The 25,889-nt window shown below is 41.3% G+C and carries 25 protein-coding genes; 11 read left to right on the top strand and 14 right to left on the bottom strand.

Features of this window, described 5'->3' with window-relative positions:
• From OQ289_RS08665 to OQ289_RS08655, 3 genes are all read right to left on the bottom strand, one after another.
• Positions 1-3,330: a SusC/RagA family TonB-linked outer membrane protein gene (locus OQ289_RS08665; protein WP_270090331.1), complete on the bottom strand. Its 3,330-nt coding sequence runs from the start codon at positions 3,328-3,330 to the stop codon at positions 1-3.
• A 36-nt stretch (positions 3,331-3,366) separates the two neighbouring features.
• Complete coding sequence (locus OQ289_RS08660) at positions 3,367-4,461, bottom strand: FecR family protein (RefSeq protein ID WP_270090330.1); 1,095 nt, start codon at positions 4,459-4,461, stop codon at positions 3,367-3,369.
• A gap of 125 nt (positions 4,462-4,586) precedes the next feature.
• Positions 4,587-5,153: an RNA polymerase sigma factor gene (locus OQ289_RS08655; protein WP_270090329.1), complete on the bottom strand. Its 567-nt coding sequence runs from the start codon at positions 5,151-5,153 to the stop codon at positions 4,587-4,589.
• A gap of 711 nt (positions 5,154-5,864) precedes the next feature.
• Here OQ289_RS08655 and OQ289_RS08650 point away from each other — a divergent pair.
• Complete coding sequence (locus tag OQ289_RS08650; RefSeq protein WP_270090328.1) at positions 5,865-7,001, top strand: serine hydrolase domain-containing protein; 1,137 nt, start codon at positions 5,865-5,867, stop codon at positions 6,999-7,001.
• A 158-nt stretch (positions 7,002-7,159) separates the two neighbouring features.
• On the opposite strand, the gene OQ289_RS08645 is transcribed toward OQ289_RS08650, so the two are convergent.
• From OQ289_RS08645 to OQ289_RS08605, 9 genes are all read right to left on the bottom strand, one after another.
• Positions 7,160-7,975, bottom strand: a complete 816-nt coding sequence (locus OQ289_RS08645) for an alpha/beta fold hydrolase (protein ID WP_270090327.1) — start codon at positions 7,973-7,975, stop codon at positions 7,160-7,162.
• A gap of 382 nt (positions 7,976-8,357) precedes the next feature.
• Positions 8,358-9,029: a hypothetical protein gene (locus OQ289_RS08640; RefSeq protein ID WP_270090326.1), complete on the bottom strand. Its 672-nt coding sequence runs from the start codon at positions 9,027-9,029 to the stop codon at positions 8,358-8,360.
• Positions 9,030-9,048: 19 nt separating this feature from the next.
• On the bottom strand, positions 9,049-9,342 hold the full coding sequence (locus tag OQ289_RS08635; RefSeq protein ID WP_156142793.1) for a hypothetical protein: 294 nt from the start codon (positions 9,340-9,342) through the stop codon (positions 9,049-9,051).
• Between the two features lie 39 nt (positions 9,343-9,381).
• Positions 9,382-10,101 carry a YARHG domain-containing protein gene (locus OQ289_RS08630; RefSeq protein WP_270090325.1) on the bottom strand — a complete coding sequence of 240 codons (720 nt, stop codon included), beginning with the start codon at positions 10,099-10,101 and terminating at the stop codon, positions 9,382-9,384.
• Between the two features lie 286 nt (positions 10,102-10,387).
• Positions 10,388-11,332, bottom strand: coding sequence for a gliding motility-associated C-terminal domain-containing protein (locus OQ289_RS08625; protein ID WP_270090324.1), 945 nt, complete (start codon positions 11,330-11,332; stop codon positions 10,388-10,390).
• A gap of 34 nt (positions 11,333-11,366) precedes the next feature.
• Complete coding sequence (locus tag OQ289_RS08620) at positions 11,367-12,305, bottom strand: hypothetical protein (protein WP_270090323.1); 939 nt, start codon at positions 12,303-12,305, stop codon at positions 11,367-11,369.
• Positions 12,306-12,345: 40 nt separating this feature from the next.
• Positions 12,346-14,010, bottom strand: a complete 1,665-nt coding sequence (locus tag OQ289_RS08615; protein WP_270090322.1) for a hypothetical protein — start codon at positions 14,008-14,010, stop codon at positions 12,346-12,348.
• A gap of 493 nt (positions 14,011-14,503) precedes the next feature.
• The gene (locus OQ289_RS08610) at positions 14,504-15,208 is read right to left on the bottom strand and encodes a DUF542 domain-containing protein (protein ID WP_270090321.1); all 705 of its coding nucleotides are present in this window, start codon (positions 15,206-15,208) and stop codon (positions 14,504-14,506) included.
• Positions 15,209-15,234: 26 nt separating this feature from the next.
• Positions 15,235-15,627 (bottom strand): group III truncated hemoglobin, encoded by a 393-nt coding sequence (locus tag OQ289_RS08605; RefSeq protein WP_270090319.1) that lies wholly within the window; start codon positions 15,625-15,627, stop codon positions 15,235-15,237.
• A gap of 127 nt (positions 15,628-15,754) precedes the next feature.
• On the opposite strand from OQ289_RS08605, the gene OQ289_RS08600 reads away from it, so the two are divergent.
• The 5 genes from OQ289_RS08600 (at position 15,755) to hmpA (ending at position 19,586) form a co-directional block, all read left to right on the top strand.
• On the top strand, positions 15,755-16,123 hold the full coding sequence (locus tag OQ289_RS08600; protein WP_270090318.1) for a DUF488 domain-containing protein: 369 nt from the start codon (positions 15,755-15,757) through the stop codon (positions 16,121-16,123).
• Positions 16,124-16,159: 36 nt separating this feature from the next.
• The gene (locus OQ289_RS08595) at positions 16,160-17,374 is read left to right on the top strand and encodes a trans-sulfuration enzyme family protein (RefSeq protein ID WP_033564486.1); all 1,215 of its coding nucleotides are present in this window, start codon (positions 16,160-16,162) and stop codon (positions 17,372-17,374) included.
• A gap of 106 nt (positions 17,375-17,480) precedes the next feature.
• Positions 17,481-17,843, top strand: a complete 363-nt coding sequence (locus OQ289_RS08590; RefSeq protein ID WP_033564485.1) for a hypothetical protein — start codon at positions 17,481-17,483, stop codon at positions 17,841-17,843.
• A 45-nt stretch (positions 17,844-17,888) separates the two neighbouring features.
• Positions 17,889-18,326: an RrF2 family transcriptional regulator gene (locus tag OQ289_RS08585; RefSeq protein ID WP_033564484.1), complete on the top strand. Its 438-nt coding sequence runs from the start codon at positions 17,889-17,891 to the stop codon at positions 18,324-18,326.
• A 54-nt stretch (positions 18,327-18,380) separates the two neighbouring features.
• The gene (gene hmpA / locus OQ289_RS08580) at positions 18,381-19,586 is read left to right on the top strand and encodes an NO-inducible flavohemoprotein (RefSeq protein ID WP_270090317.1); all 1,206 of its coding nucleotides are present in this window, start codon (positions 18,381-18,383) and stop codon (positions 19,584-19,586) included.
• 132 nt (positions 19,587-19,718) lie between these two features.
• Here hmpA and OQ289_RS08575 read toward each other — a convergent pair whose 3' ends face one another.
• The gene (locus OQ289_RS08575; protein ID WP_270090316.1) at positions 19,719-21,155 is read right to left on the bottom strand and encodes a dicarboxylate/amino acid:cation symporter; all 1,437 of its coding nucleotides are present in this window, start codon (positions 21,153-21,155) and stop codon (positions 19,719-19,721) included.
• A 246-nt stretch (positions 21,156-21,401) separates the two neighbouring features.
• A complete protein-coding gene (locus tag OQ289_RS08570) occupies positions 21,402-21,752 on the bottom strand; it encodes a 4Fe-4S dicluster domain-containing protein (RefSeq protein WP_033564482.1) in 351 nt (116 codons plus the stop codon).
• 153 nt (positions 21,753-21,905) lie between these two features.
• Here OQ289_RS08570 and OQ289_RS08565 point away from each other — a divergent pair, with 153 nt between their 5' ends.
• The 5 genes from OQ289_RS08565 to dnaJ all read left to right on the top strand — a co-directional run bounded on the left by OQ289_RS08565 (position 21,906) and on the right by dnaJ (position 25,743).
• The gene (locus tag OQ289_RS08565; RefSeq protein WP_333485595.1) at positions 21,906-22,928 is read left to right on the top strand and encodes an acyl-CoA reductase; all 1,023 of its coding nucleotides are present in this window, start codon (positions 21,906-21,908) and stop codon (positions 22,926-22,928) included.
• A 62-nt stretch (positions 22,929-22,990) separates the two neighbouring features.
• Positions 22,991-23,194, top strand: coding sequence for a hypothetical protein (locus OQ289_RS08560; RefSeq protein WP_033564481.1), 204 nt, complete (start codon positions 22,991-22,993; stop codon positions 23,192-23,194).
• A gap of 6 nt (positions 23,195-23,200) precedes the next feature.
• Complete coding sequence (locus tag OQ289_RS08555; RefSeq protein WP_033564480.1) at positions 23,201-23,881, top strand: cell division ATP-binding protein FtsE; 681 nt, start codon at positions 23,201-23,203, stop codon at positions 23,879-23,881.
• 153 nt (positions 23,882-24,034) lie between these two features.
• Positions 24,035-24,580, top strand: a complete 546-nt coding sequence (locus OQ289_RS08550) for a nucleotide exchange factor GrpE (RefSeq protein WP_270090314.1) — start codon at positions 24,035-24,037, stop codon at positions 24,578-24,580.
• Between the two features lie 11 nt (positions 24,581-24,591).
• Positions 24,592-25,743: a molecular chaperone DnaJ gene (dnaJ, locus tag OQ289_RS08545; protein WP_033564478.1), complete on the top strand. Its 1,152-nt coding sequence runs from the start codon at positions 24,592-24,594 to the stop codon at positions 25,741-25,743.
• Positions 25,744-25,889 lie beyond the last annotated feature (146 nt).

Here is a 25,889-nt window from a genome sequence, read left to right as displayed (position 1 = left end):
TTACAGATTTATATTTACACCAAAACTAAATGTCCTAGGTTGAGGCACACCAAATAGATCAACCCCATAGAATCTAGGATCTAAGTTGTTATTGACCTCTGGATCCCAACCGCTATAGTTGGTCAGTAGGAACAAATTATCCACTGTCGCAAACACACGCAAACCATTCAGTCTAGCCCGTTTAATCAATTGTTTATCAAAATTATAAGCGAGGGTCAATGACCGTAGACGAATAAACGAACCATCATCCAAGAAACGTGTTGAATTTTTGGTATTATGCCCCAATCCTACCAAAGCCCTAGGATATACATTCGTGGTCCCCGGACCTGTCCATGCATTTTCTATATAGGTCAAATCTTTTGTATAATTGGACCCCAGATTTGCCATACCTGTGGCTTTCCATTCTGAATACACATCGTTGCCATAAGCGTAGGTAAATAAGAAGTCAAGCTGAACCCCCTTGTATGCGAATGAATTACTCCAGCCGCCGGATAATTTGGGATTTGAGTCACCAGCTATTACACGATCGTTATCATTGATAATATTGTTGCCATCCAAATCTCTCCAACGGACATCTCCAGCGCGAACACCCAGTTCAAACTGCTCCTGTGGCACTTCCCCATCATATTGGTATAATCCATCCCAATCAAAAAGATAAAAGGCCCCAATACTCTCTCCTACCTTAAGTGCCCTATTACTACCTATCGCAATAGGGGCTTCATCCTCCAAGAGCGAAGTGATGCGATTGGTATTGTGCGCAATATTCAACCCTGATTTCCAATGTACCTGGCCTAGCGGTATATTCGTATTGATTCCAAGTTCAAGCCCCTTGTTCATCATAGAGCCAACATTACTCACAATACTTGTCATCCCTGTGGTGGCATGGATAGGCATACTGTAAAGGAGGTCATAGGTCTTTTTGTAATAAGCATCAAATACCACATTCAGCTTCCTTTTAAAGAACGATACGTCAAATCCTACATCATACTGATCTGCTTTTTCCCAACGGAGATCATTGTTCCCGAAAGACGAAACTGATATACCGGACTCATTACCATAATTTTGTCCACCTGACATCAATGCCTGATAAGCATACTGCCCTATACCCTCCTGATTGCCGGTGACGCCATAACTTGCCCTGAATTTCAGGTCATTCTCATTGCCCTCCATAAATTCCTCATTCGAGATATTCCATCCAAAAGACAAGGAAGGGAAATAGCCCCAACGATTGTCACGGTGGAATTTAGATGAACCATCAGCACGTAATGTAGCTGTCATCAGATACCGATCTTTATAGGCAAATGTACCTCGTCCAAAATAGGACTCCAACGCGTACTCGCCCAGCCCACCGCTAGCGGCAAATATTTCAGAAGCGACTGAGATGACTTGTAGCGAAGGTGTTGGAAAGCCCCTACCATCGATAGACGAAGAGCGACTCATCTGCTTTTGATACGAATGGCCCAACATGGCCGATACCGTCAAGTCTCCAAAAGAATTATTATAATTCAAGACGTTATCAAAAACCAAATTTTGAATCAATCGATTGTAGTCCAATAATCGGCCTACTCCTGTCCCATAGGGATGTTTTTGATTATAGTACGTATAATCGTAGGTATAGCCTATATCTGCACTAAAAGAAGACCTAAAAGTAAAATGATCCAAGAAATTAGCTTGACCATAATACGTACCTAAGTATCTATAATTGTCTACATAGGCATCCTGTTCATTCAAAATCTGTAACGGATTGTGACGCGTCAGTTCGTCGGTCCCGCCCACATAATAGTCCCCATTCGGTTTGAAAGGGCGGTCAAAAGGACGTTGCTCGATAGCACGTGCTATAATGGTAGAGCCTAAATTGGCTCCCGGAACTTGATTATTTTTGATAAAATTCCCCATATTATTAGCACCCACTTCCAACCAATCCGAAAATTTGTGGCTCACCTTTGAATTCAGATTATACTTACGAATGGCGTTGTTCTTAATCACGCCAGATTGGTCTGTCATCCCTAAGCCAAAGTAATAGTTGGTTTTGGTATTACCACCAGATAATGCAGCATCATAATTTTGAAAATACCCCGTCTGTAATATCAATCCCATCCAATCTGTATCCGGAAGTCCTTTAAAGGGATTTTGTATATGCACTTTATAGTCCGAATCCCCTATTTGACGCCCATACTGTTCATTATAATTGGTAACACCTTGGTTATAGCTTGCCAAATATTGATCTGAGTTGCTGAGCTTTATTTTATCCTTGTTGGCAAATTGGCTAAAACCTGTTGTCACATTGACCCGTATATCGTTTCGGCCTGCTTTTCCGGATTTTGTGGTTATCAGAATCACCCCATTGCTGGCTCTAGAGCCATATATCGCAGCTGAGGCCGCATCCTTCAATATCTCTATCGACTCGATATCTGCATGATTGAATGCAGCCAAGGGGCTATAAGACTCACCAAAACTAAACAAGGCCATATCCGATGTATTGATCGGTACGCCGTCTACCACATACAAGGGGTTATTCCCAGCACTGATGGATGAATTGCCTCTGATGGTAATCTTTTCACCCGAAGCAAGGTTGCCTGATCCCATCGAAACATTTACACCGGCTACCCGTCCTTCCAATAGACGTGTGGGACTAGCCACCTGCCTCATATTCGAGTCGTCAATCTTCAGACTCGCTACCGCACTGGACACGAGTGACCTACGCTGTGTACCATACCCCACTACCACTGTTTCTTCCAGCAGATTTTCCTGTACATTTAGGATAATCCTTGGTGCTTCGTGTAGACCAATCTGTACTACTTTAGGTTCATAGCCCGTATAGCTAATACGTACAGACACCGTATTCGATACGGTAGCCAAGCTAAAGTATCCCTTGTCATCGGTCTGGGTTGCTTTAGAGCCGTCAATCAATTGAACAGAGGCCGCAACGAGTGGCGTTCCCGTTTCATTCACCACGAATCCCGCGACAAATTGCTGGATACGCTCGACCTTTGGCAAATCCGACTCTGTCTTTTCCTTAATGACAATCACTCCTTGATTCAATTCATAGTCAAAAGGTTGATTTTTAAAAATCGTAGGGAGTAATTCGGCCAGCTCGGTATTGCGTACGCGGATAGATACCCGATTGGCCTCTCTACCAAACTGTCCGTCAAACAAATAGGAAACGTTGGTCTGTTGCTTAATCTTCTTAAAAACATCGACCAATTTTTCATTTTTTACGTCTAAGGATACCCGCTGAAATGGTATCGCATTCACTGCCGGCATCATCACGCCCACTTGCATGGCAAGGGCTATCCATAAAGCCCCCTTTTTTCTCTTCAAAAAACTCATGAATTAGATTGTTTAATTAGGTTGTTCAATCGCATATTATTTATCTTGATTTATATCTACAGAAAGTTTACCATCACGAGTTATTATCTTCACGTTCGATGTCGTCTCGATCAGATCCAGCAATTGGTTCAACGGTACATTTCTATTAATCAATCCATTCAGTTTATTGCTCGGTAGATTTTCAAGATTGACCTCTATATTGTACCATCGTCCTATCATGGTCATGACCTCTCGCATAGGTGTATTATCGAAATAGAATTCGCCTTTGCGCCAAGCGGCCACGTCAACAGCATTGTCTAGCGCGATATAATGAATATGCTGTCCAATATGGGCTTGGTGACCAGGCGTCATACGTACTTTTTCGTTATGCTTGGACGATGCTTCCACCGAACCCTCTATTAGCGTCACCACATCACTGTGTTGGCCGGGGTAAGATGTAATGTTGAATTTGGTTCCTAGCACTTTGGTCGACTGTAGGCCTGTATGGACGATAAAAGGAGCTTGTTCATTGTGTGTCACGTCAAAATAGGCCTCACCCGATAGGAACACTTCTCTTTTATCGTTCTCGAAATGAGCCGGAAATCGAATCGAACTTGCGGCATTGAGCCACACGGAGGTACCATCAGGCAATTGCAATTGATAATATCCGCCTCTTGGTGTCACAATTTCGTGCATAGCTGTTTCGAGTCCGCTATCTTCCCGATATATCCCCTTATCCTCCAATTGTTCAAGGTCAGCAAGGGAAGCTAGCGAATATACCTCTCCACTTTCCATGATTAAGTTAGCACTCATCTTCCCAGGGGCAACATTATGCAGGTCGATTTGTGGGGAATCGCTCAGTCTCCAATAATACCCACCTGTCAAAAATAAAGGAAGGAGTACCGCTGCTGCCCAACGCCAATAGGCTACACGCGATCTGCGCAATGACCTAACATGTCGCTGCCCCTTGATATTGTCGAAGATACGGGACTCGATTTCTTGGAGCTCTAGCGAAGATTGCTCCTTAGTGATATCCTTTTCGGATTCCAATTCCTGATAGAAGCGATCTACACGTGCTTCCTCTTCCAGGCTGGCTTTACCTAAAAGGTATTTTTGTACTATTTCTTTTAATGTGTTGTTTCTCTTCATCATCTGTTGTTATTCTAAAGACAGATGAAAAATGCAAAAGCCCAGTCACATTCCTAAAAAAAATAAATAATTTTTTGGTACCTCTCAGAACATGGAACGTCCAAGATTACAATAGAAGAGCTGCCTTATCAGAAAAAAAGCAGGATTAAAAATTGCAGGATATCACGAATTGCGGAAATAGCCCTTCCTAAATGATTCCGAACAGTTTTGACTGATATCCCCATCTCCTGCGCAATCTCATCAGTCGATCTATTCTCCTGATAGCGCATTGCAAAAGCTGTACGCTGCTGAGGAGGCAACGAAAGAATCTTTTTATTAAGGTTGTTGTAGGCTTCCTTTGTAAGCAAGTCTTTTAATGGTGAAGAATCGTCGTGCAAATCCTCTTCGTAGTCCGTTATTAGGGTAGGCTTATTCTTCAGGATGAAGTTTAGCGTTTTATTTTTTGTCAGGACGAATAGGTAAGGTTTTAAATTGTGAATCGTCGTGTTTTCCCTATTTTCCCAAATTGTCGTAAAAATATCCTGTGTAATATTCTCCGCATCATTTTGGTCCTTTAGCCGTTTGTAAGCTTCATTGTAGACAAATACCCAGTGTAGCCGATAAAGTTTTTCAAATGCTTCGTGGCTACCAGACGCTAACTCGCCGAGCAGAGCAGCTTCCGCATCAAACTCATAGTTTAAATCAATTGGATTCACGTCGGCAAATTTAGGTGGCCTAGAATAAAGCTTATATTATATCTAGGTTAAGTTATCTTTAATGTATGGTTTTCGGCATCAAAAGTACAGAATAAAATTTTATAATTCGAAACACACCTTTTGCCTAGTCAGGCAGTTGATTATTGCCCCATAAGCAGTCGAAAAAAAACAGCCGAGAGATGGCAACACTATACTTGACGCAAGAATACTGGTTTTCAGGGATATATATCCATATAAAAATTTCGTTTCTTTGCCTGTCAATAACAATAATTCTAAATTACCCATGAAAAAAGATTATTATCCCTCCGCAATAGGTTCGCTGATAAGCTCATCAATGGGGTTAATATCCTTTTTGTCAATTGTATTCGGTCCGGTATCTTGGATGGATATGTCCATTCTATTTTATCTGCTTTTCTTTATAATAGCTTTATTATTGGGAGCTTACAGCCTCATTATCAAGAAAAATCAATTAGCAGGGATAGGTTTGGCTTCGGCAGGCATCTTCCTGATTATTTTTATTGTTATGATACTGATGTTTAGAAATCTCTGTGTAATCTGTTGATTAATCCTTCGGTGACATGTTAATTTCATAAAATTATCCGTAGATACAACAGCACTGTATGATATCGTTCGTTTTCCAGCAACACCATACCGATCTACTAATTTTTTTGTACCTTTCGGATAACTACATCCTTAAAAATCACTTTGATAATGAGCAAACTAAAGCAAATCTGGTTGACCTATCACCTCACGAGGGTATCACTTGTGATTCTCCTATTATTGGTTTGCTTTACCTTCGACGCTTGCAAGGTCGTCCGCTTTGTCGTGTACAATTTTGCCGATATAAACGATCATAAAAAATTCCCTTCTCGTCCTGTACACAACGGCGATGAGATTTTTTCATTTGTAAGCGACACGATCGGAAAGGCACCTGCATATTTACCCATCAATGGCCAACAGGTACCCTTTGAGGCTTATTTGAAAGACAACAAAACCGTCGCTTTTTTGATTATTAAGAATGACCGTATCCAGTACGAAAAATATTGGAATGACTACGATTCAGCTTCTATCGTACCTTCATTTTCAGTGGCAAAGTCCATCACCTCCATCCTTATCGGCTGTGCGTTGGATGACAAGCTGATTAAGTCTGTCGACGAACCTATTACCAATTATATCCCTGAACTACTGCCAAATGGCTTTGATAAGGTGACCATCGAACATCTACTGCAGATGACCTCTGGCCTAGACTTTAACGAAGGCTATTACAACCCCTTTGGCCATGTAGCAACTTTCTATTACGGCACCAATCTTCGTAAGGCCATCAAGAAGCTAAAACTCAAAAGAGCACCTGGAGAAAAGTTTGAGTACGTGAGCGGCAGCACCCAGTTATTGGGACTCATACTGGAACGTGCGCTCCAGACAAAAACCATCAGCAGCTATTTAGAAGAAAAGCTTTGGATTCCTTTACAAATGGAGCACGATGCGAGTTGGAGCTTAGACCGTAAAAAGAATGGTTTGGAAAAAACATTTTGCTGTATCAATGCCACCGCTCGAGATTATGCCAAAATCGGCAGACTATATCTCAATGGTGGTAATTGGAACGGGAAACAGATCGTTTCCCATTCTTGGGTGGAGCAATCTACCACCCCTAGTGATAGTCCAGGTAGTGCATCCTACTATCAGTACCAATGGTGGATACCGTCAAAAGGAACATTCTTAGCTCAAGGTATCTTGGGCCAATATATCTATGTAGATCCATCAAAGGACCTGATTATCGTACGACTGGGAGCTGGTAACGGGAAAGCTGACTGGTGGGATGTGTTTGCCGCTTTGAGTGAGGTATACTAACTGTCCACACGCTACAGCAATACGATTAGAAATGATAGCGTATAAAATATCCGCTGACAAGAAACTCACCTGACCTGCATACAACTTGTAACCAACGAGATCGGTTAGTGTTCCAGTTAGTATGCTAATATATTCTTTTTTGACGAGGGTTTTTGGATTTAGATTTCCAGTTGGTCTACAAAATCTTTTATGGGACTAAATAACATATTTGAGAAATCCTGTGTAGTTCGAATGCTATCAGAGAGTGAAACTGGTGCAAGATGACCTTTAACCAGCAATTTGGAGATGCTTTCAGATAGCGCCCTAGGATGTCTATAGTCAGAACCCGGGATAACCAATACCGGGATAGCTATATCTTTCAACTCTTGAATATTCTGGAATGAGCGGTCGTATACAATTGCGGCTGCAGCAGCGATACTTTGCGCATCAGACCGATGTATCGCATCTTGGACCATATGTCCAATGACTGGAGATAGACTATCAAGCAATGGTTTCCAAGCAGCTTCGATTCCATCAGATTCTACCCGTGAAGCAAATGACTCCAAAAGTTTAATTTCCAATTCCTTTTGTACATCATCTTCCATATCCTCGATGCTGATCAATACTAGACTTTGGATACTATGCGGATATTTTAGAATGGTCTTCAGGCTGATTGTTGTCCCGATACCAGCAGCAACTACGATGACACTTGGAGCGTTTACAAGGGCAATCAACACCATTAAATCATCACTATACTGGCTCCAAGTATATCGACTTCTATTCCGGCATACCGAGCGTCCGTATCCGCGAAGGTCAGGTAGAATGACGTTATATGCATCCGTAAACTTTTCACCAAGTGGAAGCATGCTTTTGTGATCCGGTCCACCACCGTGTAAAAAAATAATCGTTGATTTGGGAGTTTCCAATTTACAAGTTAATGCCAAAGCAAAAAGAGGAGTTCCATCACTACCAAAATAAGAAAGCTCATTCATCATGTTTACCTTTGATTTAGGGTTACTACACAAAGGTAGTGGGCTATCGAATGTATTTCCTTATAGGATTAAGCCAAAATGTTATAAAATTAGTCGAAAAGCAGATATGGCAAAGAGTGAGGGAAAGGAAGCTGTACTACAGCTTCGATACTTTGACAAAGCTCCCGTTATAAAAATCGATTTTGGTTACGTAATACTCCATTAGCTGCTATTACGGATCCGATAGCGCCAAACATGGCTGAAATGACTATAATCCAGATACAGACCGTCCTTTAGCACATCATTACGATAAAGAGGTATGCTATATTTTCGAGATAAAACAAGGAAAATCCTAGTAAACTTGATGCACTCGGTTATTCTGTGGGCATGTTAACAGTCGAATGATTTATTCTTTTGCTTCAAACTGGCGATACAGGTCATAGTCAAAAGGAATTGGAATAGACAAGTCCTTGGCTTCCCAAGGAGCTCCCTCCGATGGTTGATAGAAATCATAAGCAGTTTGAAGAAAATTTTCGCCGTCCGGTGCTTCCTGCCAATCTTTCTTGTCTCTATTGTAAAGTAAAATCATACAGCTTACACAATTGAAATTACCCTCGCGATTTGGGTTTTCATAACATGTCCCCACCTTGATATTGATTTTCTGTTGGATGATAACATCCGTCAATCGTCCCTGTGTGGATCTGATCAATGCCGCTTGGGCGTCTTCATGATCGGGCCTTCCCTTGGCTACAACAAGACTTTCAAACTTAGCCTTTTTTATCTTGGCTAACTCACGTGCTTTCACTTCGGGGGCTACTCGATTGGTATCCACTGGATAATTATCGATAGGAGATTCGACTTCGGTCACATTGACTCCAACATTGTCATCACTTGTGTTGTTGGCAAGCATTTGCTTATTGTGTTCATAATTCTCCCAGTCCGTCTTGGAATAGGTGACGTATTGCTGCAATTTGTAAAACAAGGTTTCATGATGAGACACTTGGATAAAATTACTGATGAGCAATAATATGCCGATTGCGAGGACGATGATTAAAAGAATGGTGGACTTTCTCTTCATTAGAATAGGTATAATTAGGTTAAATTGTAAAGGTAATGGCGAGCAGTTTAATGATAAACAGTGCCATAAAAATGCCGACGAGGTAAAGCTGGACCTTGTTGACTTTTGTCGATCCAAATTTCCAAACGCAAATTCGATCGACAATAATCACAAGCAAAACTGGCACCAAAGCAAATCCAATATACACAGCAGCTAGTTTGTCAGGTGCGGAAGCCCCACTAGCCAATACGATTGCCCAAACAACACCTGCCAACATCGACAGAATGCCGAGAATTAAAAAAATCGTTGCTTTCTTTTTCAAAAATTTCATCATATCCTATTCTTTGATAAACTAACTTGGGTAATTGATGGGCTAACCTGCTACGATTATCTCTTCAAATCTCAGTTTTTGATTTTTAAAACTAAAAATATAGATGTAGGAGGCTTCCGTGACCTGCTCCCGTGGATAAAGGGTACCTAAACTAGATCCTCCCTGTAGACCAAACTCAAAGACGATGCGATCGTCATTTATTTTCAAAGCATAGACTTTGACCATATCGCCGTTGTCTTTGGTAACACTAGATAGTCCTTCCTTCTTGAACCAATGGATATCGTCCAAAAAGAGCTCATCCAACACATTTTTGATAAAATCGTCTTTTTGTCCCAAACTATAATTAAACTGTGTTTTTAATTGTTGCTGATTACCTGCCTCAACCAAGGCTTTGAATTTTTTCAATTCAGCGATCAACAGCTTCCGTTGGCCTTGGAGCACTTTGGTTCGATCTTGAAGCAGTTTGATATTTTGATTTTCTATGGCGCTGTATTCAATAGTGTAGTTGGCATTTACAGGTTTATACCACTCCTTACTAGCATAATAGGCATCGATATCTGCATCCTGAAAGGCATAACCTTTTCGAGCGAAAAGGTCATTGGTCAAATAACGGATTTCGTCGATGCTCAAATCTTTTATATGATCGGCTTTGAGAAACTGCTTTGAACAGCTAGAACAGTCAGTCAACGTCTGTCCATGGCCGCTCAACGTAGAGGTAATAAATAATAGCGCAATTAGGTATTTCATAAGATTATCAATCATATACATCATGTTTAGGTAATAGCTTATATCAATGCTCGAATCTTGGGATTTCCATCTGTAGGTTCAATCAGCTCCAGCGCACGCTCGTCTTCTATAATGGCAACGGTTATCATCTTTCCATTTTTTATACAGCGTAAAGGTAAGATATTGTGCGTATAGAAAATTAGGTTGGTTTATGATTCGTTTTAAGGTTTTACAAAGCGAAGGATGCAATCGCTCAGCGCTAGCATGTGAAGAGCAAATTGAAGAATAGAAATATAGATAATCGCATTGATTATCTGCTATTTTACTTACGGATTACCGTGACGTATCCTTTGAATACACGCGGTTTGTACTCGGGTCCCTCTACCTCGAGAATATAGAAATAGGTGCCCTGTGGGAGCGTCTCGGCGGTCCAATCGTTTTCATAGTGTTTAGCATGGAACACCTCATTTCCGAATCGATTATAGATGTGGATGCTTCTCTTGGTGAAGAGTTCCAGTCCTTTTATAAAGAAGGTCTCATTCCTATCGTCATTATTAGGAGTGAAGACATTCGGGATATGTAGGAATACAATATCTACTGCTGAAGTGGCTTCATTGTTCGTCAAGTCATGCTCCGATTCTTTGGCCGTAACTTTGGCCATTGTGATGGCCTGACCATCCATGATTCCTTTTACAGAAATCCACAATGCGCGTGAATCTTTCGCTTGCAGTGTAGATATTTTCCAGATCAGTTGTCTGCGCTCGGCATTATACACTAACTCGCCAATATAGCTTCCCGTGGGTTGTAGATATTCTAATTCGGAAGGAAGATCAAACGTGACAACCAAATTGGTCGCATCAATCTTCCCGTTATTGAGAATCATGAGCTGGTAGTTGAATGTATTGCCCAACTCTGCTGTATTAACATCAGGTAAATTGCGAATTTCTAGATCTACAGTAACTTCACCCCCATCGGGGTCGACAATGATTTCGACGGGATCTGACAGATCAGAATTACAGCCATCACCCAATGCAATAACGGTGTATACACCTGCTTCGGTGACTACGATACGCTGGTCATGCAGACCGTTGATTGGCTCATTATTTCGAAACCAGATATACGAAATAGCATGGGTAGCATCGGCGCGCAAGGTCACCTTCTTACCTTTAACAATATGCAAAGTCTGCCCCTGCTGCGCCATTGCTCCTTGAGAAAGGAACAACAGCACAGCTAAGATAATCCCCAAGTATCGGGACAGACAACGCATATTGATGAGTATAATAGTTAGTTAATGTTTATTGTTAGTCGTTAACAGCTTCGATAGTGATTGATGGTCTTCCTGGTTTCGGAGATACGATTAACTCGTAAGGTGTAGTAGCTCCTCCGACCTGAGCCGTCCATAACGCATGAGGTCTATTATCACGTTGCTTAATAGCTTCACTATATTGTACCTCGACATAAAAATGGTATGTTGCTGGATCTGAAAGCGCTGAATAATCTGATAAAGTGAAGGTATTAGCTGCTCCATCATCTGTCACTGTATTAGTGGGCAGATTGATTTGAGTAGCGGATGCATCACCCTTTTTAACTGCATACCACCTATAGGTAAGTTCAAAGTCTCCTACCGCTGGATTTGGATAACTACCTCCCTGATACGGAACGGCAGAAAAGGCCACAGAGGCATCTAAAACAAGAGGGGCTGGAGTTGCATCTCCAATACAAAAACCTGGAAGACTGCCAGACGCAGCACCGGCTGTTGGAGCTAAGGGACGGAGTACAAAGAATACTATATCTTGAAATTCCTCAGATTGACACAATACAGTTCCATCTTCAACCAAACCGTATACCCGATACTTGTAATACCCCGGTTGAAGAGCTGTCAACGCCAAATCACGAGTAGTCTGACCAGTGACCTCTGTAGGTGTTTCTGTGGTACCGTCATAACTCATCTTATACCATTTATAGCTAGTGAAAGTTAATGCACTAGCATCTGTCAAACTTGCTTGCAAGGTTAGGCCAGTCTCTGAAACGCCAGCACTTTCCTTATAAAATAAAACGGTATTTACTTGGTCAGTTACGGTACCTACACCGTCATTTAACGTTCCCAAACCCAATCCTGTTTTATTAGCAATAGGCGCTACAGGAACAGGTGCTACCAATTGCGCCCATGAGGAATTACTTAACGCACATAAAAACAGTGCTAACAACCCTGTTTTCAATAATTTTAGTTTACTTTCCATATCGATTAATTTTAATTGTTTTTTGTGTTTATAATTCTATCTAATCAAAGGTGTTCTGAATGCTTAAACTGGGATTTTTGGGTAAAGGCAACACTGTCAACAATGCCTCCTCAGAAGTAATAGTTTGAAGGCATCCAGCGTTTCCACCTGTTACTATCACTCGATATCTCTTAGTGTTATCACTTATTTGTACACTAGAAAGAGTAAGGCTGGATGACGCAGAGGTTGCTCCTATATTAACCCAACTTCCACTGTTATTTACTTGCCATTGATAAGTAAGAGAAGTGCCGCCAGCTGGTATCGCGGTAACATCTAATATTGCGTTCTCTCCAGCACAGGCTTGTACATCATGAGGTTGGCCTGTATCAACAATTAGAGGAGCAGCAGGTGCTAACGACATATTGTAAACTCGAAGTGCATCACCTATCACACCAAGGTTTAACAAACCTGCATCATATTCAATTTTTATTCTATCAAATTCAGTATTAGGTTTAAAAGTTATATTAACTTCCTTATGTGTCCCCCCTAAATTAATTAGATTCAGAAGATCTAAACCCAATAGTTGAGCTATGGCCTCCAGCCCACCAGACCAGACAGGTATTTCTGATACGCCTTTATAAGCTATAAATTTAATGGCATTTAACTTTCCAACACCCAGACCAATCAAGCTATTGCTCAATCCCAACCTAACTTTCACTGCATCCTGAACGGAAGTAACGTGATCAAAATATATAGTTTGCGAAATAGTACTAGCAACCCCAAGATTCAATACGCCAGAAGAATATGATGCATATTCATTACTGTTATTATTTATGGCGTATTGAGGATTAGCGATTAGTTGAGATAGGTTTAGCCCTAAAGCTCCTGCATTTAATGCAATGCCTGAAGCCTCACCTGGGGAAGTATATTGTGCCGCTATATTACAATTTCCTCCAAAAGACTGAGTAAAAGCATTATAAATATTGACCTTTATTTCTGATAAGGCACTTAAAACCGTAACACCCGTTGTTGGATAAGCTAGATTTAATCTCACTGAATTGAAATCAGCATCTGGGGTAACAGCAGCATACCACTCCCCAAATTCATCAATTAACAATAATGTTTTAGTACCCGTAGATGTACCAACCAGATTTCCAGCATTTTCATTCCCATTATATGCATTACTACACAACACTCCCCATCCGCCAGAGTGAAATTTATAGTTTGAAGCTTGGATATATCCTCCGCCCGATATACTTAAAAGAGGTGTTAATCCAAGTAATCCTCCAACATTCAAATCTATACCTGTACTTACCGGTGCCTCTTTTAATTTAAAGTATACGGTTGTTCCACCTTGAAGAACTGTATTGCTCGTATTTCTAATTTGAAAATAAACGTCGGCCCCCGTCCCTAATAGCCCTGCAACACCTAATGTTCTTGCTGCTATAAGCTGTGTAGCAGTCGTTGTACTTGCATTTAAAATATTTACATCTCCATAATAATATTTAAATTCATTTACTAAACATCCATCCTGATATGTTTCCATTGGAGCAGTTAGTTTTGCAGATCCCGGCCCCAGTCCAATTAAGCTTCCAGTTTGGTATCTGTTCCCGGTCTTTTGGCCGTTCAAATAAGTTTTAGACTGCCCATACACCTCTCTTTCCGTCCCACAGAACAGCATCACCAGCACCAACGTCCATACCCAATTGAGCGCAACTCTTTTCATAGATTAATAAATGATGCAACCGGACACCTGTAGGTCAAGCACAGATTACATCCATACGTTTTCATAGTAGATAATCGAAACTTGAAGAAGTGTAAGACAATCCTCCAAAGTTTCTTATTGCAAAAGTAAAACTAAATTTCGATTTCGCAATCAACAACCAATATATATTTTAACAGTTAATTAACGATATTGTTTTTTATTTCCATATACGTTTATTTTTGATTTTAAAATTCACCTTGTAATGAATACAAAAGTGATTTAACTCATAAATTTGGATAGATGAGATGTCAATGTTTTTTGAAGAAGAAAAAAATGATAAACAAAAAAAGGAAAGATAAAGTGGATATATTGACTGAACGTGTAACACAAAAAAAGGAAAAATAGCGCAAATAAGATGAGCAGACCCTAAATAGGTCATAGCGATAAGGACAGAAAAACAAATCCAAAATTGACGCTAATCTCTCGTGTAGCCTAATGAGAGTGAAACAAATAACTAGTTATTAATCTGTGTTACTTTATGGAATAAGACATTGTTTTCCAAATGGATATACAACCTGACCTGGTCATCTAGATTTTTGAGTTTCCGGACCAACCACTTTTCTTCGTCCTGTTCTTGTGATTCAGAGGCAAGCACATAGTTACAAATACGTTTCACCTTATTGGCAATCACCTCGTGTTCCTGCCGCATGATATCCAAATGTCGCTCCAACTGTTCGGCCTCTAATGATGGGATGGCTTCGCCACTGTCTTTGGCCAAGGATATTTTTCTAAAATAAGGGAGTGAAAACAATTCTTCTTTCTGATGGTGATGCTGCAATCGGCCCAAGGCCAAGGTCAACAAACGTTGTAATTCCAGCCAATACCTTTGTTCAGAAATGGCTCGCGCCCCTTTGGCCACCACTTTTCCAAGGATATCCCGCAATTCATTTTGTAGGTAGCGGTGTATCTTTTCAATATGTGCAGTAAGGTCGTCCATGCTCCATTTATAGTAAGGGACTTCGTGCGGATCTTCAATATGTAACGAAATCTGCAACTGCTTCACCAATTCGTCTACATCAACAGTGTTTTCATCACAAGCCTCAAGTAGACTCCTATTACCGTGACAGTAATAATCGATTCTATATGTATGGAATACGACGGTAGTATTGTAGTACTTGCGAACAAGATCGCCAATTAGAGTCTGCGCTGTGATATGCATAGGAGTGGGTAAGTAGGATGAAAGCCTTAGGTAAGCGGCTTCGACTGCAAATTATTAAAATACTCAATCTTGGACAGAAACATCGTCGCCATCTTCTCGCCCCTCAAGACAGCCTCATCGGCTTTCTCTCCTTCGAAAAATTCATAGACCGTACGACGCCAAAGCCCCAACCAAGTCTCAAAATGTGTCGGCGTAAGTGACATCGCAGCGTGGGGTGGAAAGGGACTACCGAAATACGTGTGCTCATCCAGAAGTAAGGTCTCCCAAAAAGCATACATTTTTTTCAAATGCTCCTCCCACCGACCATCGAGTAGTCGATTAAAGATAGGACCAATCAAACCATCTAACCTTACCCTGCCGTAAAATGTATCCACCAGCAATCGGATTTCCTCCAATGATGTTATATCTTTCTTTTCCATAGATGCTCCCATTAATATGCCTCCACAATATCCCTCTGTCCTATTTGGGTAAACAAATATATGTATAATAAAAGAGTAAAATATCTTTTATTGTAATATTATCCTCATTTCTCCTTAACTTTAATACATGCAACCTCAGATTAGTATCAAACGGATATATGAAAAACCTGACGAAGAAGACGGATATCGTGTGCTTATAGACAGACTATGGCCAAGAGGGCTCGCTAAGGAAAATGCTAAAATAGATGAATGGGCGAAAGATATTGCTTCATCGACGGAAATTCGGCTAGCGTATGCACATGTTCTTGAACGCTGGGAAGTGTTTGAAGCACAGTATAAAAAAGAGCTTACCCGAAATGAACTCCTTCCCACTTACTTGGACAAATGGGAAGACCAACCGACCATCACACTGTTGTATGCTGCAAAGGACCAACAACACTCCAACGCTATCGTACTAAAGCAGTACCTTGAAGAATACTACAAAGAGCAGAGATAATCATTCATAAATGACCTAAACCTATACAAATCCAATATGGACACACCTAAAATCGACTTTGAAACTTTGGCTTTACATCAACAGCACACCCACGACAAGTATGCGCATCTCCAACCCATCTATGCCACCTCTACTTTTACATTCGACAGTGCCGAACAAGGTATGCGTAGGTTTACGGGCGAAGAAAGCGGATATATATATTCTAGATTTGGCAATCCGACTACCGATGCGACAGCACGGGCCATTGCCGACCTTGAAACTTGGAATATTACAGACACCGAGGGGCAGCCATTGCAAGCCCGAGCCTTATTGACCGCAAGTGGACAAGCCGCAATGTCTACCCTATTCATCTCTACACTCCAAGCAGGAGATGCCATACTCGCTACACCTTCTTTGTATGGCGGCACACATGAGTTCATCACCAAACTGCTACCTCGATTCGGGATCAAAGCATATTTTTCGGACATGACTGATATCCATCAAGTGGAGGACATCCTAAAACAAACTCCCGAAATAAAATTGGTACACTTTGAATCTCCTGCAAACCCAACCATGCAATGCATCGATATGGAGCAGATAGTCCAACTTGCGAAAAGATACAATAAGCTTGTATCGGTAGACAATACTTTTGCCACTCCCTACCTCCAACAGCCCTTTAAGTATGGCGTAGACTTTATCTTCCACTCCACCACCAAATTCCTGAATGGGCATGGAAATGCAATAGGTGGCGTATTGATAGGACGCGACACAGCTGCCATGAATGGCCATATCTTGCATACGTATAAATTATTAGGCGCCAATAGTAATGCATTTGATGGCTTTTTGGTCCTACAAGGAATCAAGACATTGGCCCTACGCATGGAACAACACTGCCGCAATGCCATGGATCTGGCCCTGTTCCTGACCAAGCACCCTGAAGTTGAAAAAGTTCACTACAACGGCCTCTCTACCCACCCCGATTACGACATCAGTCGCAAGCAAATGCGTCACGCAGGCTCGATTATGAGTATTGATCTAAAAGGAGGATACCAAAAATCTGTAAACTTGGTCAACAAACTCCAGATTTGTACCAGAGCAGTATCCGTGGGCACCGTTGATACACTGGTGTCTCATCCCGCTTCTATGTCACACTCCGGTATACCGAGAGAAATTCGGCTACAAACAGGGATCACAGATGGCCTAGTTCGTATCAGTGTAGGATTGGAGGCAATAGCAGATATTATAGCAGATTTTGAGCAAGCGCTCCGATAAACCAAGAGTTTGTCATCGTTTGTTCAGAAAGATTAAATAATAAAAGAGTTTACACTCTTTTATTATTTAATCGCTACCTTTGTTCTGTAATTGAATCGAATCAGACATGGAAACAAAAAAAGATAACCTGCCTGCCTCCTTCACAGAGGGAGTAACCTATGGAGACAACAAACCATCCGTGACCCTCGTATTGGAAACAAGCACCACCAAGGAAATCCGAATATGCCTAGCAAACGGCCAGACCATGGACGAACACCAAAGCCCCTTCCCTATCGTAATCCATATCTTGACAGGGGAAATAATCCTAGGTGTACAAAGTGAGCAACACCGTATGAAGGCGGGGCAACTGATTGGATTGGAAGGATCCGTTCTCCACGACCTAACAGCTGTGCAGGACACTATCGTCAGATTGAGTATACACAAAAATGACCACTTGCATCGGGTGCAAAATGTGATTAATAACAATTAGATATGTATCTTTATCCTTTTGGTCACATATTAAATTAAATCAAGAATGGGTGTTTTTTCAAAAACATGTGAGTACGCAATCCGCGCAGTCTTTTATATCGCTCAAAGTTCCCACGAAGGTCGGAAAGTGGGCATCAGGGAGATTGCTGAGAAAGTAAAATCTCCAGAACCATTCTTGGGTAAAATTCTTCAAAATCTCAGCAAGGAAGGACTCATCCAATCGTCAAAGGGACCGAATGGTGGCTTTTTCATAGATCCCGAAGGGCTAAAGAAGCCTATTGCCGATATTGTCATGGCGGTTGATGGCGAGCAGATTTTTATAGGATGTGGAATGGGATTGGACTATTGTTCGGAAAAAAATCCTTGCCCCCTGCATAATGACTTTAAGAAAGTCAGAAATCAACTCAGCATCATGCTCAAAAAGACAAGCATTGGACAATTCAACCTTGAATTGATTAAAGGAAACTTAACGCTATGCAAATAGCATTTTTTTAACATAATAGAAGATAAAAAACTCTTCTATTAATCGCTAATAAATATGATGACCCCACAACAAAAAGACCTTGTAAAGGCAACAGTCCCTGTACTTAGGGAACACGGTGTATTGCTAACCACTCACTTTTACAACCGTATGTTTGTACACAATCCAGAGTTGAAGAATGTCTTCAACATGGGCAATCAGCAAAATCAACGACAGCAAACTGCGCTCGCCATGGCGGTACTCGCCTATGCCGAACATATTGAAGACCCCTCCGTACTGCTTCCAGCTGTTGACGGAATAGGACACAAACATACCAGCTTGGATATACGTCCAGAACATTACAGCATCGTTGGAAGACACTTGATTGCTTCCATACAAGAGGTATTGGGTGAGGGAGCCAGCCCCGCACTTTTAGAAGCCTGGACGATTGCATACGAACAACTGGCAACGCTTATGTCAGGGCATGAACAGAAGCTATACCAACAGCAGACCGCAAAAGTAGGTGGATGGACAGGGTGGCGACCATTTATCGTCAACAAAAAAGAACAAGAGTCGGCTGAAATCACATCATTCTACCTCTACCCTGCCGATGGTGGTTCTGTCGCAGATTTCCAACCTGGTCAATTTATTAGCTTGCGACTATTCCTCCCTCAATTGAGTCTCCTCCAACCCCGTCAGTATAGTATCTCGTGTGCGCCAAATGGCATCTATTACCGAATATCCGTAAAGAAGGAAATAGGCAGCCAGCATCCAGACGGCATGATCAGCAATAGGTTGCATGAGCATATACAAGAAGGTGACCACATCGAATTGACCGCTCCAGCTGGAAACTTCACGTTAAAACAAGAAGGTAATCGCCCACAAGTATTTATCAGTGGCGGCGTGGGTCAAACACCTTTAATGGCCATGCTTGAATCATTAACAAAGCAACAAGTCAATATTCCAATCACATGGATACACGGCTGTCGCAGTGAACAAGTCCATGCATTCAAAGACAAAATCAAAGAAATTCAGACCAATAACGATAATCTCAAGCAGCACATATTCTACGACAGCGTAGAAGCCATGCAAGAGGACCTACATCAAGGCTGGGTCTCACTTGACCAAGTTCCAGCTGATGTATTGGACACACAGGCACAATACTACATCTGCGGTCCAGCACCTTTTATCAAAAAACATGTAACATATCTCACCAGCAACGGAATAAACATAGAGGCGATCTACTTCGAAGAGTTTGGCCCCGCCTCTTTGAATTTCAACTAAAGCCGCATAGACTATCTGCATTTAAAGCAACCAATGCCTGGTTGATTCTTACTCAAATATAGAATCGACCGCATCTATAACCAAAAAAAGGCCTGAATAATTTCAGGCCTTTTTATATACTAGAATCGGTTTTTACAAGGCGTCTGGGTCATCTGTCCGATAGGGTCCCTCTTCGTCAAACTCACCTTCCCATTTGGCCACTACAACAGTAGCTAAACAGTTACCAATAACGTTTACAGAGGTCCTCGCCATATCCATCAACTCATCTATACCCAGAATGGCAGCTATGACAAAAACGGGGAGCCCAAACTGGTCGGCCGTAGCAATCAGGATAATCAAGGATGCCCTAGGTACAGCTGCTACCCCTTTGGAGGTAATCATCAATGTAAATGCAATAAGCAACTGTTGTCCCAAAGAAAGGTGCATACCAGCGGCTTGTGCTACAAATATAGAAGCCAAAGACAAGTACAAAGAAGTTCCGTCAAGATTAAAGCTGTAGCCCGTAGGAATCACAAATGAAACTATACGACGAGGTACGCCAAAGCGCTCCATAGCATTCATTGCTTTCGGAAGAGCAGCATCAGAGCTAGTCGTTGCAAATGCAATGGAAACAGGCTCCTTGATAGCGCTTATAAACTTACCAATAGGTATTCTGAGATACAGCGCCACAGGCAATAAAACCAAAAGTAAAAAGCCAATCAACGCCAAGTATAGAGTTGCCAGCAACATAAACAGATTCTTGAGGATGTCAACTCCCAAATGCCCCACGGTATACGCCATCGCTGCTCCCACCCCTATTGGCGCAAAGTACATGATGATATTCGTAAATTTGAACATCGCTTCGGATAGACTTTCCGTAAAGTCGACCAAAGGCTTTCTTTTCTTCTCTTCTACCAATGCCAGACCTATCCCAAACAGTACAGCAAAGACCACAATCTGTAAAACCTGATTTTCATGAACAGATTTCACGATATTCTCCGGAAACAAATCACGGAAGAAAGAAGTGAACTTATAGACTCCGTGGACGTTCTCAGGCAGATGTTCCAATATCGCCTGACTGGCATCGACCTTCTTAGCCGGTAACTCTTCGTGCGGCATATGTTCTATATCTACTCCCACACCCGCTTGTGTGATATTAATTGCCGCCAAGCCTATAAAAATAGCACAAGTAGTTGCACAGAAGAAGTACAGCATCGATTTCCAAGCCATACGCCCCACCTGTTTCAAGTCCGAATGGCCAGCAATACCATACACCAAAGTAGCAAACAATATAGGACCTACAATCGTCTTCACAAGCTTAATAAATCCCTGGCTTAGGGGTTGTAAGGCGATTGCAAAATTAGGGAAGTCAATTCCTACAAAGATACCCAATATCATACAGGTCAAAATCCAAGTCGTCAGATTCTTACGTCGTAAGGCGGTGATGACCAAAACAATTCCCACAATCCAACGAACCACCATCATTACAGCAGGCGAAATATTCACCCACCCAAACTCGTAGACAACCGTCAGGATCGTGGCTATTGAAAGAATTGCAAAGGTCAAAAGACCCAATTTTGATTTAAACATTCAGTATTTATTAAGGTTATTTAATGAACAAAAATAAAAAATCTAAGGTGATAGACAAATTTTATTCGCTTGAACGAACAATTTAGAGCGTATAAATTAGGAAATAAGGACAAAAAATCCAATAAAATATCCCATCCTCAGCCGACTCGACAAATGGTCATATCCCTACGATAAGAAGAATTCTATAACACAAAAAAAGGCTTACTCCTAGAGGAATAAGCCTTATCAAAATATCTTTAAAGGATACTATTCACCATGAAGCCATGCCTTTTTGGCCAAAAGCTCGTCTTCGCTCTCGCGAATATCCTCGTCGTCAACACAACAGTCTACTGGACATACTGCAGCACACTGCGGCTCATCATGAAAACCGACACATTCTGTGCATTTGTCCGATACAATATAATATACTTCATTGGAAATTGCATCCTGTGTCTCCCCTGCATCCAACGTCACGCCATCACCAAAATCAATGATACCGTCCAAGGATGTTCCATCCGAAAATTTCCAACTTACTCCAGCATCATATATCGCATTATTAGGGCACTCCGGTTCGCAAGCTCCACAGTTAATGCACTCATCTGTAATTTTTATCGCCATTTATAACCTCTCAATTCTGATAAATAAACTATTTTTGTACCGCAAAGATAATATATTAGACTATTAATCGTATAGATTTTAAATCAATAATCCGAATATAGTCTCTTTGCTCTCACAAAGATAGCACAATTTGAGGCTTTAAATATAGAAGAATTGAACATTTTGACAAAAGAACAACGCATCAAAGCCTTCACTGAGTTAGGTCAGCAATTGCGAAAAACGCCGGAGTACCTCGCTGAAACCATTGCCAACGCGGTATACAAAAATCCGTGGTACACCGCTCCCAACGTAGAGCAGTCCATTTCCGCGATATCGGCCAATCTTGAAGAAAGCAAACTCACAAACTGGTTACAGCCCTATCCGGACGTAACATCCGAAAAGACAGTAGGGCTCGTGTTGGCGGGTAATATACCCTTGGTCGGCTTTCACGATATTCTTTGTGTACTTTTGGCTGGATTTAAGGCCCAGATTAAAGTTTCCTCTGACGATGCAGGCCTCACCACCGCTATACTTGGCTTACTGGTAGATGTCGAACCTCGATTTGCCGAGCGCTTCCAACTCGTGGATAGACTCCACGACTTCGACCTCGTAATCGCCACCGGCAGTGACAACAGCTCTCGTTATTTTGAATACTATTTCGGAAAAAAACCACATATCATCCGTAAAAACAGAAATTCCATAGCCGTCCTTTCCGGAAATGAATCCAGTGAACAGCTCCAACAACTAGGCCATGATATCTTTGATTATTTTGGATTGGGTTGCCGATCCGTTTCTAAGATATTCGTACCCAAAGGATACAATGTTGCACATTTATTTGAAGGTCTGGAACAATTTTCAGCAATTGGCGATCATTTCAAATACAACAATAACTACGACTACAACAAGTCTATATACCTTATCAACAAGGACCGTCACTTTGACAACGGCTTCCTCTTACTTAAAGAAGATGACCGTACGGCTTCGCCCTTAGCCGTCCTATTTTTTCAAGAATATGACAATATACAGCAGGTCGAAGACACCTTGAATGCCTCGGCAGAGCAGGTCCAATGTATCACTACGGCAATAGCCTTGAAAACAGAAATTCCAACATTCCAATTTGGCCAGAGTCAATGTCCAGCGCTCGATGATTATGCTGACGGCATCAACACATTAGACTTTTTATTTGCAAACCAATAGGGATAGGTTTATTTTAGCATTCATAAGTCAGGTTTATCAAAAAATCATAACTTTGTGTTGATATGTATATCGTTAAAGTAAAAGGTGTCGCAAAAATACCAGACTATGTGCAACTTAGAGATGATGAATTCACGCTATTGGCTTATTTTAGGGTGGACCGTCCCGACAAATCGTTGGAAAAAATAGGTTTGGGAGATAAGACAGAATATATCATGCAGGTGGTCAATGAACTGCCTTTTGGTCAAATCAAAAAATTAGAACTGTAAGTAAAGATGATAGGAAATACCGTAATAACGTTAAAAAATGTTGATATCTATCAACAGAAACATTTAGTACTGTCAAATGTCAATCTTAAAATAGACCAAAACGAGTTTTTGTACCTCATCGGTCAGTCGGGTAGTGGAAAAAGTAGTTTATTAAAAATAATCTACGGCGACCTTTACATCGGAAATGGCGAAGGCATGGTGGCAGGATTCGATCTTCGTAAATTACACGACAATGACGTACCGTTTCTGAGACGTAAATTGGGTATTGTCTTTCAAGACTTTCACCTGCTCAACGATCGTACTATTGAAAAAAACCTTGAATTTGCACTCAAAGCTACAGGTTGGAAAGACAAAGGTCTTATTGAGAATCGTATGCTAGATGTACTTGAAAAGGTGGGCTTACGCTCCAAATTGAAGAAAATGCCACACGAGCTATCTGGTGGTGAACAACAGCGTGTCGTAATAGCCCGTGCACTATTGAATAACCCCGAGATTATACTGGCAGATGAGCCTACAGGTAATCTGGACCCTGCCACTTCGGAGGAAATTGTATTGTTATTGAGAGATATTGCTTCATCAGGTACTGCTGTATTGATGGCCACGCATGATTATCAGATTATCCGCAATATGCCTTCACGTATTATCAAAACTGCAGATGGTGCCCTACATGACAATGTAGAAATATAGCGGTATAAAGACTGACACAAAAGATAAAATTCAGACAGATTGTTAGTTCATGTTCGACATTAACTGACAAGCTGTCTTTTTTTTTGGTTTGGCAGCAACTTTGAGCCAGCAAAAGCAGGTATTTTAACAATTTAAAGTATTTATATCCGGATCATGAGCGAAAAAGAAAATATAAACGAGGAGCAACAAACTCCTCTAGATGAAAATCAAACAGTTGAAAACACTACAGAAGAGTCTGTGGAGACACCTGTAGCAGAAGTAACCCTTGAGCAACAATTGCAAAATGCTCAAGACAAGTACACGCGCCTATTCGCAGAATTTGACAACTACAAAAAACGGACTTCCCGAGAACGTGTAGAGTTGATTCAATCTGCAGGAAAAGAAGTGGTATCCAAATTATTGACAGTATTGGATGATTTTGACAGGGCTTTGAAAGCAATGGAAACTACGCAAGACGTGCAAGGAGTAAAAGAAGGTATCGATCTTGTCAACAATAAATTTAGAAAAATATTAGAGCAAGAAGGCCTCAAAGAAATGGAAGTCATTGGTCAACCATTCGATGCTGACCTTCAAGAAGCGATTACCTCTATCCCTGCACCATCAGCCAATCTGAAAGATAAAGTAGTAGACGTTATTGAGAAAGGTTACTATCTGAATGACAAAGTGATCCGTTATGCAAAAGTAGTCGTAGGTAAATAATAAGGAAGACAATGTCAAAGAGAGATTATTACGATATATTAGGGGTAGCTCGCGGTGCCGATGCTGCAGAGATTAAGTCTGCCTATCGCAAGCTAGCAATCAAATATCACCCTGATAAAAACCCGGACAACAAAGAGGCCGAAGAGAAATTTAAAGAGGGTGCTGAGGCTTACGAAATATTAAGTAATCCTGAAAAGCGTCAACGCTATGATCAATTTGGGCATGCAGGCAACTCTGCATCCGGATTTGGTGGTGGCGGTGGCATGAATATGGATGACATCTTCAGCCAATTTGGCGATATCTTCGGCGGAGGCGGAAATCCGTTTGAAAGCTTCTTCGGTGGTGGTTCTAGAGGCGGAGGTCGCCGAGCTCCCAAAGGAAGTAATCTACGTATCAAAGTCAAAATGACACTAGATGAAATTGCAAAAGGAACAGAGAAAAAGGTCAAGGTCAACAAACAAGTAGTCTGTAATACCTGTACAGGAACCGGAGCAAAAGACAAATCGTCATACCATACCTGTAGCACATGTGGCGGAGCAGGATCCGTAAGAAGAGTCACCAATACCATATTAGGTCAGATGCAAACCACCAGCACCTGTCCAACTTGTAATGGTGAAGGAGTTGAAATCACAGCCAAATGCCAAACTTGTAAAGGAGAAGGCTTGACCAGAGGTGAAGAAACCATTACCATCAATATTCCAGCAGGTGTCAGCGAAGGCATGCAGCTTTCTATGAGTGGAAAAGGTAATGCAGCTGCTCGCGGAGGAGTACCAGGAGACCTTATCATCTTAGTGGAAGAGGTACCTCACGAACAATTAAAACGTGATGGCATCAATGTCATCTACGATTTATACATCAACTTTGCCGATGCGGCATTGGGCACGTCCGTAGAAATACCTACCATCGATGGTAAAGCCAAAATAAAAATCGAACCTGGAACCCAAGGTGGAAAAATATTGCGTCTAAAAGGAAAAGGTATTCCAGAAGTCAATTCTTATCATAAAGGAGACCAATTGATCTACATCAACATCTGGACACCAAAGGCTGTATCCGCAGATGAAAAAGCACTCTTAGAAAAGCTAAGAGAATCGCCAAACTTCAAACCACAGCCGGGTAAGAGCGAAAAATCGTTCTTTGAACGTATCAAAGAATACTTCGAATAATAATTGAAACACTAGCATAATACAGCCATTGATCTGAAACAGGTCAATGGCTTTTTTTATGATGGTGCTATGACCCTTCTAATTCAAAACAAATGAGTATTTTCGAAGCACAAACAGATATTCATTTGATGAAGGAGTTGACTAAA

The organism is Sphingobacterium sp. SYP-B4668, from assembly GCF_027627455.1.
In the GTDB taxonomy this organism is placed as follows: domain Bacteria; phylum Bacteroidota; class Bacteroidia; order Sphingobacteriales; family Sphingobacteriaceae; genus Sphingobacterium.
This window is presented reverse-complemented; position numbering and strand designations above follow the sequence as displayed.